Raw genomic sequence first — 12,804 nt, 5'->3', positions numbered from 1 at the left:
TGCATGTAACTTTTTTGATGACTATACTGTTTGATGTGACGAGACAACAGGAGATTTGCGTTGGCAACCATTCCCGTGAACGCCCGCGTTCAGAAGCACCGCGACGCCTTGCGTATGGCGGGACTGCGCCCGGTGCAAATCTGGGTACCTGATACGCGCCGGCCACACTTTGCGGAGGAATGCCGCCGCCAGTCCCTGATTGCCGCTCAGGCGGATCTGGCCGACACGGATATGCATCAATTCATGGATGAAGCCTTGGCGGATGTGAACGGCTGGACGGCATGATGCGGGGCGACTTTGTAACCATCGCCATGCAAGGCGACTTCGGCAAGCCAAGACCCGCCTTAGTGATTCAGGCAGACCAATTCGGCGAGCACGCCACCGTCACCGTGCTGCCGACAACAAGCACGCTGGTTGCCGCGCCGCTGTTTCGCATCACTGTTCAGCCGAACGCCGGGAACGGATTGCAAAAGCCGTCACAAGTGATGGTTGATAAGGCGATGACCGTGAAGCGTGACAAAGTCGGGCAAGCCTTCGGGCGCATTGATGCGGATGCAATGATAGAGGTTGAGCGTTGTTTGGCCGTTTTCTTGGGCATTGCAAAGTAATCCTGGAGGACGAATGTGTGCTATGCAGAGTCAGAGCGAAGTTGGTGCAAGCACTGACGGCCCGCCGGGTGCGGGTCGTCCCGCGCACCGAATGGGAAGCTGTGTAACCGTTTAGCCGCAACAACTGCCAAGCAGCGGCGCAGGGGACCGTGATCAACCTCCTCCCTGGATAATCCGGCCTACCGGCCTCTTGCGAAGATCTGCACATGCCCGCGCAAGAACTCCAGGAAGGTGGCGGCCACCACCGAGCGCTGTTTGCCCTTGGGCCGCACCACGTACCAGGCGCGCACGATGGGAAAGCCCTCCACGTCCAGTTCGGCCAGCCCGGTCTGGCTGGGACCGAGGTCGAGCGTGCTGCGCGAGAGCATGGCCAGACCCAGACCGCCCGCCACGGCCTGCTTGATGGCCTCGTTGCTGCCCAGCTCCATCTTGATCCGTAGCGGCGTGCCGCGCTCCTGGAACACCCGTTCCATGGTCATGCGGGTGCCCGAGCCTTGCTCGCGCACCAGGAAGCGCTCGGCCGCCAGCTCGGCGAACGGGATCCTCTGGCGCCCCGCCAGCGGATGGGCGATCGGTGCCAGCACGATCAGCGGGTTGTCCATGAACGACTCGCTTTCGGTAGCGAGACCCTCCGGCGGCACGCCCATGATGTAGAGGTCGTCCTGGTTGCGGGTCAGGCGGTCGAGCAGCCGGTCGCGGTTCACCACCTCCAGGGCGATGTCGATGCCGGGGTAGCGGGCGCAGAAGGGGCCCAGGATACGCGGCATGAAGTACTTGGCGGTGGTGACCGCGGCGATCCGCAGGTGCCCCTGCTTGAGGCCCTTGAGATTGTCGATGGTCTGCTCGAAGCGGCCCCAGGTGTCCAGCCAGTCGGCGCAGGTGGCGAAGAGCTCCTGGCCGGCCTCGGTGAGGAAGACCTTCTTGCCCAACTGCTCCAGCAGGGGCAGACCCACCTGCTCGTGCAGCAGACGGATCTGCTTGGACACCGTGGGCTGGGTGACGTGCATCTCCTCGGCCGCCCGGGAGAAGCTGCGCAACCGGGCAACGGCCTCGAAGGTCCGTAACTGGCGTAGGGTGACATGCATCATGGCCGGTCTCTCACTCGGAAAACGATAGCCTTAAGGTTATCGTTTCCATGATGACAATTCATTATTTTTTCTGGATCGGGCTCCCTAGACTCCTCTGCCATGGGCGGTGCAGATCCCTGCGGCCGCCACTGTTTTCAGCCACAGAGGAGCCCCAGGATGAGCCATTCCACCATCCCGCCATACCCGCGGGCGGCCGGGCCAGGCGGCGCCCGGCCGTCGTCTGCGCTGGTCTGCACCGACCGGTCCGCGCGGGCGCTTCAGGCCGCCGAAGGAGGTTGCCATGTTGCCTGATGGCCCCACCCCCGGTCTGGTCCTGGCCGCACCGCTGCTCCTGCTGTCGGTCGGCCTGGTGCCGACCGCCTGGGCCAACGCCTGGCCGGGACTGATGGCACGCCTCTGCGGCGCCGCCGCCTGGCTGGCGTTCGTCAGCGCACTGCTGGCAGCAGCGGCCTACCCGTTCGAAGGCACCTATGCCTGGATTTTCTACCGGGTCGAGTTGCCCGGCGGCCTGGGGGCCTTGACGCTGGGCACCTATGTCAACAGCGTGACGGTGATCATGCTGATGCTGGTGGCCTTCATCGGTGCCATCGTCACCCGCTACGCGTACAACTATCTGGACGGGGACCCCAACCGGGGCCGCTTCAACAAGTGGCTGGCGCTGACCCTGGCGGCCATCCTGACCCTGATCGTCTCCGGCAATCTGCTGATGTTCGCCCTGGCCTGGATCGCGACCAGCCTGTGCCTGCACCAGCTTCTGATGTTCTATCCGGAGCGCCCGGCCGCTGTGCTGGCCGCCCACAAGAAGTTCGTCGCCAGCCGCGTCGGGGACCTGAGTCTGCTGGTCGCGGTCGTCCTCATCGGCCTCACGCTGCACACCCTGCAGTTCGACGAGCTGTTCCGCATCCTTGCGGCCATGGAGGGGCCGGTGCCGATTGCGCTCGAGATCGCGGCCCTGCTGATCGTGATCGCCGCGGGGCTGAAGTCTGCCCAGTTCCCGTTCCACGGCTGGCTGCTCCAGGTCATGGAGGCCCCGACCCCGGTGTCTGCCCTGCTGCACGCGGGGATCGTCAACGCCGGTGCCTTCCTGGTGATTCGCATGAGCCCGGTCATGTCCCACTCCCAACTCGCCATGGGCGCCCTGGCGGTGATGGGCCTGTTCACCCTGGCGCTGGCCTCCCTGGTCATGCTCACCCAGACCAATATCAAGGTCTCGCTGGCCTGGTCGACCACGGCGCAGATGGGCTTCATGCTCCTGGAGTGCGGCCTGGGTCTCTATAGCCTGGCCATGCTGCACCTGGTGGCCCACTCGCTCTACAAGGCCCATGCCTTTCTCGCCTCCGGCAGCGGGGTGGACGCCTTTCGGGCGCCGACACTCCCCCATGCATCCCCGGGCGTTGGGCCCTTGCGGCTGCTGCTGGCCCTGGCCGGCGGCGGACTCATCGTGCTGGCGGTGGGCGCCGCCTTCGGCGTCACCGCGGGGCACCAGCCGGCGCACCTGGCGGTCGGTACGGTGGTGGTCATCGCCGTGACTCAACTGCTGTTGCAGATGGCTGGCGTGATGCGCGGCGAGGACTTCCTGCGCCGCGGTCTGGGACTGAGTGCGGTGGTCGCGGTGGCCTACTTCACCCTGCACGCACTGTTCGATGCGGCCCTGGAGGGGAGTGTCCTGCCGGTGCAGGATGCGGATGGGCCCTTCCAGGTCTGGCTGGCCCAGGCCTTCGTGGGCGTGTTCCTGGTCCTGCTGGTCTTCCAGCAGGTGCTCAAACAGGCCCCGGCGTTCCTGGGCGACGGGATCTACATGCACCTCTACAACGGCCTCTACATCGACGTGTACATCACCCGACTGATCGAGCGCATCTGGCCGGGCCCGCTGCCCGCCTCCGTGACGCCGCCTGCCCCCTTCGCTCCAGTCACCTCCCCCGGAGCCTGATCATGACCCTGAACGACGCCACCACACCGACGAAATCCGCAGTCCCGGCGGCGAGCGCGCCGGCCAACGCCGACCAGCCGGCGGCGCCCACCCCGATCATCGACGCCGCCGAGCTGGATCGGCGTATCGCTGCCGCCTGCGAGCGCATTGCCCCCCTGTGGCCGCTGAAGAATTTTGTCGCCGTGAACCCCTTCTTCGGGCTTCGGGATCTCAGCTTTCAGGACGCCTCCGACGCCCTGGCGCGGATCACCGGCACCGGGCTCTACATGTCGTGGGGCTATTACCGCGACCAGTTGGCCGGCGGGCGCATCGGCCGGGATGACCTCCAGGCCGCGATCGAGCGCTGCGGCAGCCGCCTGGATGCGGACACCGTGGAGGGTACGCTGGCAACGCCGGCGCCCGAGCCGCGGCTCGGGATGGCCCCGGTGAGCGAGGTGCTGGAGCGGGTGGAGGGCGGCCTCTGGTCGAGTTTCGTCGCCGAGCGCATCAGCCTGCACTGCGCCGCCCATTTCGACCTGGGCCAGGCGCTCGTCGCCATGCCCTGGCGTCAGCTCCCGCTCTACCCATCCTGGCGCAAGGCCGCCGGCATCGACCGCAGCCCGGCGCTGATGGGGTTGCGCGACTTTCGCCGCGCCGTGGCCCGTCTGCCGACGGAGCCCCGCGGCGCCATCGCACTGGCCATCGAGCGGCTCGGCATCCCCGATGCGGCGGTGGAGCGCTACCTGCACGCCTCGCTGATGAGCGTCGGCGGCTGGGCGGCCTGGACCCGGTATCTGCGCTGGCAGGCCGAGCTGGTCGGCAGCCGCGACGACTCCATCGTCGATCTCCTGGCCATCCGCCTGATGTGGGACATGCTGCTCTTCGAGGAGAAACGCTCGCCCGCGCTGGCGGCCCGCTGGCAGGAGATGCTCGCGGCGAGCATGCGTCCGCCGTCCGCCAAACGCCAGGCCTCCGCTGAGATCGACCGCATCCTGCTCGTGGCGATGGAGATCGGCGTGCAGCGCCGCGTGATCGCCGGTTTGGCCCGCGTGCCGGACCGGCCCGCGGCCCGCCCGGCGGTTCAGGCGGCGTTCTGCATCGATGTGCGCTCCGAGGTCTTCCGCCGCGCGCTCGAGACCGTGGCGCCCGGGGTCCAGACCATCGGCTTCGCCGGCTTCTTCGGCATCTTCATCGAGCACGTACCCCTGGGCTCCGCGGTTGCCCGCAGCCATGTGCCGGTGATCTTCAACCCCGCCTACCGCATCGGCGAGCGGGTCAAGGCCGGGGACCGCGAGGGCGTGCAGGCGCAGCGGCGGCTGCGCCTCGGTCTGTTCAAGGCGTGGAAGGGCTTCAAGCTCTCCGCCGCCTCCTGCTTCTCGTTCGTCGAGTCGGCCGGGCTGATGTACGCCCCCAAGCTGGTCACCGACAGCTTCGGCTGGAGCCGCCCGGTCCCCGACCCGCACAGTCAGGGTCTCGACCCGGAGACCCTGACACGCACCGGGCCGACCCTGGAGGCCGTCCCGCCGGGACAGTGCGAGACCGGGCACATAAGCGGGCACGCAAGCGGGCACGGGGCCTCGGGGATCCCCGAGTCGGAGCGGCTCGACCATGCCGAGCGCATCCTGCGCGCCATGGCGATGACCGCGGGCTTCGCCCCCCTGGTGCTGCTGGCCGGACATGGCAGCACCACGGTGAACAACCCCCACGCCACCGGCCTCGACTGCGGCGCCTGCGCCGGCCAGACCGGCGAGGCCAGCGCCCGGGTGGTGGCCGCCCTGCTCAACGACCGCGCCGTGCGGCAGGGCTTGGCGGAGCGGGGTATCGCGATCCCCGAGGACACCTGGTTCCTGGCGGGCCTGCACGACACCACGACCGACATCCTGCGGCTCTTCGACACCGACGAGGTCCCCGACGCCCTGGCCCCGGACCTGGAACGACTGCGCCAATGGCTGGAGCAGGCCGGCGACCTCACCCGCATGGAGCGCGCCGCGCTGCTCGGCATCGGCGGCCGGCCGGACCGCGCGGTGGAGGCCGAGGTGCGCCGACGCAGCCGCGACTGGTCCCATGTGCGCCAGGAATGGGCCCTGGCCAACAACGCCGCCTTCATCGCCGCGCCGCGTGCGCGCACCATTGGCCTGGACTTGGGCGGACGCGCCTTTCTGCACGAGTACGTCTGGCAGCAGGACGAGGGCTTCAAGATCCTGGAGCTGATCATGACCGCCCCGATGGTGGTGGCCAACTGGATCAACATGCAGTACTACGGCTCGGTGGTGGACAACCGCCGCTTCGGCAGCGGTAACAAGCTGCTGCACAACGTGGTGGGCGGCGCCATCGGGGTGCTGGAAGGCAACAGCGGCGAGCTGCGCGTCGGGCTGCCCCTGCAATCCCTGCACGACGGCCGGCGCTGGGTGCACGAGCCGCTGCGCCTCAGCGTCTTCATCGAGGCCCCGGAGCCGGCCATCGACGCGATCATCGAGCGCCATGCGCTGGTGCGCCAACTGGTGGACAACGGCTGGCTGCACCTGTTGCGCATCGATGAGGACGCTGGGGTCCATTGGCGCCTGCGCGGCGGAGGGTGGGAGCGCTGCGCTACCGCGCAGGGGGCCACCCCATGACGGCATTGGTGGTCGCTCGGGTAAGACGGGGTCACCTTACGAAACGGAAAAATCGTGCGCGAAGGCTCTAAGTGGCTCGATCTGCTTGGTTCCGCAAATCGATCTTGACCCGGCGCCCGCCGGGAACGGTCTGCGGTCGCGGCTGATCGAACGGGCAATGCAGCAGCGCCCTGACTGATCCTTCGACATGATCCTCGCCCGTTGGAGACATCGGCCTCGACCTGCATCGCAAACCTCGCATCCTTGGCCCCTCATCCTATGTTCCGGGTTCATACTTGAGCCTGGCCCTTTTTCCTCTATGAGTGTGCGCGTACATAGTCCCTCAAGACAGCATCCAGGCGCGTCTGCCAGCCGGGGCCGCCCGCTTTGAAGAACGCGACGACTTCGGGGTCAAGTCGGATCGAGACGGCTTGTTTCGTGACCAACGACTTGGGCCTACCCAGCGGGCGCAATTGGGCCATCTCCGCGGCGGACAGCTCGCGGGTGTCCGGGTCGGCGGCGATACCCTCGCGGATGCGTGCGTCTTCTTCCTCGCTGTTCAAGAGAAAGGCACGGCCGGACTTAGAGGTGATGGATGTAAGTGCGTTTTTCACTGTTCGTCGTTCCGCGCAAGCTGATAATGCGATAGCAGTCATTCTCTTCGGTGAACACCACGCAATAGATCAGCTGGCCGATGGGCGCGAAGCCGACCCAGCGTTGTTCACCGTAGGCCTCCCGGGCGTCCTCGCTCGCCAAGAGCAGATCCCATTCCAGGTCCGCCGCCAGCGCGAGCGAGACGCCATGGTTGGCGATGTTCAGGCGGTCTTTGGCGGGATCAAAGGCGATGTCCACGCTCGTTATTGTATATACATAAACAGCGAAAGGCAAGTCGAAACCTTGACCCCCGCCGCGGGGCTAGGCTGTCTTTGCCGCTGGGGTCCCGGTGGTCGGGATTGGTGTCCCGGAGTAACGGCGGACCGACCGCCACCAAGACGGCATTTTGTTGTTGCCGCTATGCGCCATCCCATCGATCCCAAGGTTGACTGCGTCTCCAAGGCCCTGCTGGGGGCCGAGTCGAATCGGAATTACGGTGACAGTTTACCAAATACAGTAATTACGGGTTGCGTTCAACGCCCATCCGCATTCAGTGCATTTAGTAAACTGTCACCGTAACTCTAGTAAACTGTCACCGTAACTCTAGGAGTTCTTGGGCCATGGCACGGGGTTCAACCTTGGTGGAACCGACGGCCGCCAGTTGGTCAGCGCGGCAGCGTATTGCTGCGGTGGCCCGCGCCGGGGCGTCGCGAGGTCACGCCGGCAGTACCTGGTACCTGGCCTCGGCGGGGCATCGACGGGGCGAATTTGAACGGATGGTCATCACGCCCTAGGGCGGGGCCGCGGGGCTGGCGACTCAGCCCCGGCGGCACCCGATGGCGCCGACCATAGAGCCTACCTCTATTACGACGCCGCGCGTTAATATACCTAGCCCTTCACCGCAACACGTCACGATATAGAGCCATGACTCATGGATGAGTCTGCGTATATTGCATTCTCCCAAGGGGGATATGTTTCGCCATATAAATGGTCGCCGCGCAAATCTCCGGAAGCACGCTGTTTACATCACCGGTCTGATAGGCGATTCGGCCGATGCACCCTCCAGCACAATACTTTCCGATCGGACATTTCGAGCATTTCGGAAGAGACTCCAATCGATGACTCTGCAAATGCGCGATCTTCTCATTGTCATACGCGATGATCTTCTTTTCCGCATCCCATTCGCCGTAAATAAACGGCTTAAGCTCGTCCTTGGTGTCGCGATACATCGCCATGTCGCAGGACGATACCGAACCGTCGGGGTTCAGTTGTGGCATAGGAAGACAACTGCGACAACTGACGTTCGTTGGCTCATCGAAGTTAAACGACATTGAGTTCGTGAACTCCATGCCATAATCTTCTGCCATCTTAAAGGCTCGACAGAAGCCCTTTGCGAAGCGCATTTGACTGCTCGCGTTGACAGAGATAAGCCCTTGCTCCCCACGTTTTACAGGACGAATAACAGGATTAAGGGCGAGAAATTTCACGCCGAGGCGATGATAATACTCGACCAATGCCTCTTGGTTGTCTAAGAACTCATCGGTGACGGTAACCCGCACCCCTACTTTCGTTCTGGACTGCACAATGCCCAAGTAACGCTCAATATCGGCCGTTCTTCCTTTTCCGAACGCATCCGGCCTATTGCGGTCGTTAGTGCTTGCCGGGCCATCGAGAGAGAACCAGACCACGCTGATGTTTTCAGCGATCCATTTTGCATTATCATCATTCTCGAAAAGCCCGTTTGTTTGCAATTCCACTATGCAGCCAGGTCGGATTTGGCGAGCATAGTCGACGCACTGACGAATGACACTCATATCTTGAGTGGGCTCACCCGGAGCAAAGAAACGAAGCATCTCAGCTTTGATTCCGGAAGGAATACCTTCCAAGGCGTCCCGAATGCCACTCAGTGCAAAATCAAGGGGAATCGAGTAAGCCTTGTCCTGCTCATCGCCAGCACACGCCATGCAGTAAACACAGCGTAGATTGCAGCGATTCGTCACATTAACGGTAACAGCTTTCTTGTCGCAGTGTTTCATGGTTATCACCTTAGGGTTGATCGATGCCTCTATCCGTCACCTACACTCCGCGTCATCCTTGTCGCCAGGTAACATTACCTCAGATACATGATTTATCAGCCTGGCTTGTACTCATGCCTACCAGAAATAAGTATGGCGATAAAAAACGGGGTTGCCGTGGGATCATCGAGTTGTCTTTCCGATACGGATATTTCGGATATTAGATCTCTTAATCTATCAGAAAGCCTTTCCTGCGAAGCCGCTGAAATTGCAACAATCGTAGAATAATCGAATGTCGCATTAACATCGAACTTTTCTGGGGCGCGCTTTTTCTCGAAAGATTTAATAAGCTCTGACGTAGTGAATCGATCTTTAAAAGCAAGTCCTTTGATGTTTCGCGGCACACGAAAAATCGGCTTGCTGCGAACATAGCGCTTTTCTCCATTATCCGATATTGCCTGAACTCCGATCGCCGCGAAGAATCTATCTATCTCTTCTCCTGTTGCTGAGATATCATTCTTATTGCATACATCCCTAATCTCTTGCTCTGATGCGCAATCAACCATATGAATATAGTGAAGGAGCGGCATCAGATCAAAAGCCTCCGAGATGTATGCAATCTCATCATCCGAGCTTAGATGAGATTCCGCGAATCTTGCTATCGCCGCCGCTTCGCGATGCATTCTTAGGTCATACTCCAGAAGTTCCCTTGAGTCCTTGATCCTTTCAAAAGAAGTATCCACCCTCGGCATGAGAACATTCTTTTGCACGTCTTCCGGCAGGATCTCCTTTAGGTAATGCCAGAAGAACTCGTAGCGATCATCGCTCTCTCCAAAAGGCATCGCCTGAAAGAGCTCGATAGCCTTGTCCATGGTAGGAAGTTTACGCCCCGCCTCAACATCGCGATAATAGTTATCCGACATCGGAACCTTACAGGCATCCAAAAACTCACTTGTGCTTTCAAAGCCATGCCGTATACGAAAGGAAAACAGATAGCGACTGAAATGCTGGTAGTTTGCCATTGATGATTAACGACTCTTAAATAGCAACAACACCTAAACTTTATAGTGGGGCGGGCATCCTGCCCGTCATATCCCCGCTGAATTATGCCGCCAACTCAAACGTCATCGTGGTGTTCCCCTTCTTGCTGCTCAGTGTCGCCTTGAAGTTTCCGACTTCATTTGTGTTCGCGGGATGCACGCCGCCGCAAGGGATTCGCCATGAATCACATTCCCACCAGCGATACCAGTTTGGGAATTCCGGATCGTCATTCGCGTAAATCTTTATCGGATGATCGCCTGCCATCCAGGTATTCAGGCTCGCGACCGCATCCTGAAACTGATCCTCGTTTACCAGGTTTGGAAGCGGGTACCGGTTAATACCCTGCGCCTCCTTAAGCTCTGAATAGCTGGGAAATGCCAGTTCCTTGCCGAGAGATTTTTCAATAAAACAATGCAGCAAATGCGCAATGGTGTGGAGTCGCATTTGGGTGTAACGAAACTCCCAGTTGAGCGCGGCGTCAAATTTCTGGGCACCGACAAGGTGCTCTTCGATAAGTTGCAAGTCCACGCCGGGCTCAACGAAATGATGTATGAAATCGTCGACTTTATGAGTATCCAGAATAACCAGTTCCGTTGGAAGACCGCTCGCCTGGCTTATCTCAAGTGGGATGTGAAGTATTCCCCGGTCACCTTTCTGACCGCCGCCATGAGGATAGAAAGAGGTATTACTGAAAATCAGGTAAGGAGTGTTGTTGGAGCTTTGTCCGTAATCGTCTACCCATACACTCGAAGTGCGCTGATAGCGGTCCTGATAGAACTCTTTAACGGTCGGTTCGTTGGGGCGCATGGCAAGGTCTTTCATGAGAACACCTCTGATGGAAGAAAAATTCTGCTGCTGGCAGAGAAGATACTAGACCACCTCTGGCGATCTTGCAACACTCTTAGAAGAAAAATTCTTCCCGGCGCGTTCGCGCTGGCCGGGCAGGATCTCGACTGCGGCGGACAGCGTCAAATCGTCACGCGGTGACGCCGGTAGAGCCTCGGGGAACATTCGCCATCTGAGCAACGACGGCCGTCCAGGGCCTTGAAAAGGCGAGCCGTCGCCACGCGCTCCGGTGAGACCGCGTACACGAAAATTGCGGAGAATCCCCGTGTGGTAGACGGTGAATACTGGCGCCCACTGGTCAGCGCTAGGGCATCGCGGCACGGGGCGGCGTGCGCTAAGAGTTATGTAAAGACGTGGCTTTCATAAGCATTTGCCTTTCTTGTATTCATGACTTTACAGAAATGGGGTTATCGACCGCAGAAAATGGACGCCAGCGGGCGCTCATCCGGCCGCCCGCGGCGCGGCGCCAGGCCCGCCGGCGGACACCGGCAGGCTTCCGATCGTACCAACCGTAGCAGCCTCAATGACTTAGCGTCGAAGCGCGTTCCTACGCCAAATCTGAAGCCCTGACCCAACGCGAGAGCCGCAGATTTCGCGTAGGACCACCGAAAACGATCAATGGCTGACCGCTTTTTGGGCACGGCTCCGAAAGTCCGACAGCCTGGTAGCGGCCTGGCGCCCGCTGGCGCGCAATCCACGCTGGCCCAGACCTGACGTGTTCAGGCCGTGGCGGGCCGCCCGCCGGCCCCCGCGGCGGCGCTCAGCGGCGCGGGTCCGGCATAGGCTTCGACCCGGGCCTTGAGCTTCTGGCCGAACTTCAACAGGACCGCTACGCCGATCTTGCCCCGGTCCGTGCGGTTGCCAAGGAGCGGCTGCTCGGAAGCGAACAGCGTCGAGTGCTCGATCAGTTGCTGCTCGTCCCAGCAGCGTTTCATCTGGCGGGCACCTGTCTGACGGCGGAGGTTGCCATCCTACCGAACCGCCCGCGCCAGCGTGATGCATCAGAGAATGCTTATGTGGCACCTGGTGGCAGCTTCGCTCTTATTGGGCCAGGTAGGCTTTAGAGCCCGGGCGTGCCGCCGCCGTGGCGCAGGGGCAAGAGTCCCGGGGAGCCGCGTAGGCGGTATACAAGGATCTCCGACACGCCGTCGAGCCGTTCGCCGAAGGGCCGGAGTGCAGGCCGACCGCACTTACGGGGGCAGGTCGTACCGAAGCGAGGGCCCAGAACGGGGCGCACGGAGGCTGTCGCGCTGTCCGAGTCCGCCCAGCGGCAGGGTGCATCTGGGCGGATACACGAGGCGCGCGACTCTCCGGGTACCAGAGCCGAGAGGATCGGTTGACATATCAGCAAGATGCTGTATATTTCATTTTTTAGTTGACACGCTTTAAGCCCCTTGCTTTTTTATTTGATTTGGTATTGTGCAATGACTCCAAAAGAAGCAAAGCAAAACGCACAAAATATGCTCGACTATAAGCGAAAAATAACAGCTTCCCCGGAAGCTGCTGTCGAGGCGTTAAAAAAGGCCGGAATTCTGACGAGTTCCGGGAAAGTAGCTGATCCTTACAAAAGAGCTTTCGTTAGACAAACGTCAAAGTAATTTCCACCCACTATGCAATTGCAGGGTTCCTTGATTGTATAAAATTACGGTGACAGTTTACTAAATACAGTAATTACGGTTGCGTTCAACGCCCATTCGCATTCGGTGCATTTAGTAAACTGTCACCGTAACTTTTAGTAAACTGTCACCGTAACTTTGTCAAACTGTCACCGTAACTTTGTCACCGTAACTTTCCGGAGCGATCTCCTTCGCCGGTCAGGCCCGCGGCCGGACCACCGTCACCGCGCAGGGGGCATAGGCGATGACCCGCCGGGCGACCGAGCCGATCAGCCAGCGCTCGAACAGGCTGTGCCCGCGGTGCCCGACCACGATGTGGTCGATGCTATGGCCCTCGGCGTAGATCACGAGATTCAAACCTGTTCCTAAAATTCTGAGCAAAGTTGCTCAGTGATGAAGTTAGGATTTATCCGCACTTGGTTGATAGGCGTTGCGGCCTGCAACTCAAGCCTCTTGACGCTCAGTTGCGCCGGAGAACGTGACAGCAGCACCC

Annotated in this window: 12 protein-coding genes; 4 read left to right on the top strand and 8 right to left on the bottom strand. The window is 61.1% G+C overall.

The features are described 5' to 3' along the window. The first annotated feature begins 60 nt into the window (after window positions 1-60). The gene (locus tag QZY48_RS30775; protein ID WP_295437804.1) at window positions 61-285 is read left to right on the top strand and encodes an antitoxin MazE family protein; all 225 of its coding nucleotides are present in this window, start codon (window positions 61-63) and stop codon (window positions 283-285) included. Beyond that, window positions 282-608, top strand: coding sequence for a type II toxin-antitoxin system PemK/MazF family toxin (locus QZY48_RS30770; protein WP_295437802.1), 327 nt, complete (start codon window positions 282-284; stop codon window positions 606-608). The genes QZY48_RS30775 and QZY48_RS30770 overlap by 4 nt, the downstream gene beginning before the upstream one ends. Window positions 609-787: 179 nt before the next feature. On the opposite strand, the gene QZY48_RS30765 is transcribed toward QZY48_RS30770, so the two are convergent. Continuing rightward, window positions 788-1,696: a LysR family transcriptional regulator gene (locus QZY48_RS30765; protein ID WP_295437799.1), complete on the bottom strand. Its 909-nt coding sequence runs from the start codon at window positions 1,694-1,696 to the stop codon at window positions 788-790. A gap of 280 nt (window positions 1,697-1,976) precedes the next feature. On the opposite strand from QZY48_RS30765, the gene QZY48_RS30760 reads away from it, so the two are divergent. Next, window positions 1,977-3,626, top strand: a complete 1,650-nt coding sequence (locus tag QZY48_RS30760; protein WP_295437797.1) for an NADH-quinone oxidoreductase subunit L — start codon at window positions 1,977-1,979, stop codon at window positions 3,624-3,626. Between the two features lie 2 nt (window positions 3,627-3,628). Then, the gene (locus tag QZY48_RS30755; RefSeq protein WP_295437794.1) at window positions 3,629-6,220 is read left to right on the top strand and encodes a YbcC family protein; all 2,592 of its coding nucleotides are present in this window, start codon (window positions 3,629-3,631) and stop codon (window positions 6,218-6,220) included. 296 nt (window positions 6,221-6,516) lie between these two features. Here the strand turns inward: QZY48_RS30755 and QZY48_RS30750 are convergent, their stop codons facing one another. From QZY48_RS30750 to QZY48_RS30720, 7 genes are all read right to left on the bottom strand, one after another. After that, a complete protein-coding gene (locus QZY48_RS30750) occupies window positions 6,517-6,762 on the bottom strand; it encodes a BrnA antitoxin family protein (RefSeq protein ID WP_295437792.1) in 246 nt (81 codons plus the stop codon). A gap of 19 nt (window positions 6,763-6,781) precedes the next feature. Then, complete coding sequence (locus tag QZY48_RS30745) at window positions 6,782-7,051, bottom strand: BrnT family toxin (protein ID WP_295437790.1); 270 nt, start codon at window positions 7,049-7,051, stop codon at window positions 6,782-6,784. 671 nt (window positions 7,052-7,722) lie between these two features. Continuing rightward, window positions 7,723-8,829, bottom strand: coding sequence for an SPASM domain-containing protein (locus tag QZY48_RS30740; protein WP_295437787.1), 1,107 nt, complete (start codon window positions 8,827-8,829; stop codon window positions 7,723-7,725). A gap of 95 nt (window positions 8,830-8,924) precedes the next feature. After that, the gene (locus QZY48_RS30735; protein ID WP_295437785.1) at window positions 8,925-9,830 is read right to left on the bottom strand and encodes a hypothetical protein; all 906 of its coding nucleotides are present in this window, start codon (window positions 9,828-9,830) and stop codon (window positions 8,925-8,927) included. Between the two features lie 82 nt (window positions 9,831-9,912). Next, a complete protein-coding gene (locus QZY48_RS30730; protein WP_295437783.1) occupies window positions 9,913-10,671 on the bottom strand; it encodes a hypothetical protein in 759 nt (252 codons plus the stop codon). A 743-nt stretch (window positions 10,672-11,414) separates the two neighbouring features. Further along, window positions 11,415-11,630: a hypothetical protein gene (locus QZY48_RS30725; RefSeq protein ID WP_295437780.1), complete on the bottom strand. Its 216-nt coding sequence runs from the start codon at window positions 11,628-11,630 to the stop codon at window positions 11,415-11,417. Between the two features lie 879 nt (window positions 11,631-12,509). Continuing rightward, complete coding sequence (locus QZY48_RS30720) at window positions 12,510-12,659, bottom strand: universal stress protein (protein ID WP_295437807.1); 150 nt, start codon at window positions 12,657-12,659, stop codon at window positions 12,510-12,512. Window positions 12,660-12,804 lie beyond the last annotated feature (145 nt).

Origin of the sequence: uncultured Thiodictyon sp. (assembly GCF_903828115.1) — a bacterium.
Lineage (GTDB): Bacteria > Pseudomonadota > Gammaproteobacteria > Chromatiales > Chromatiaceae > Thiodictyon.
Note: the sequence above shows the minus strand (reverse complement) of the source record. Positions and strands in the feature narration are given on the sequence as shown.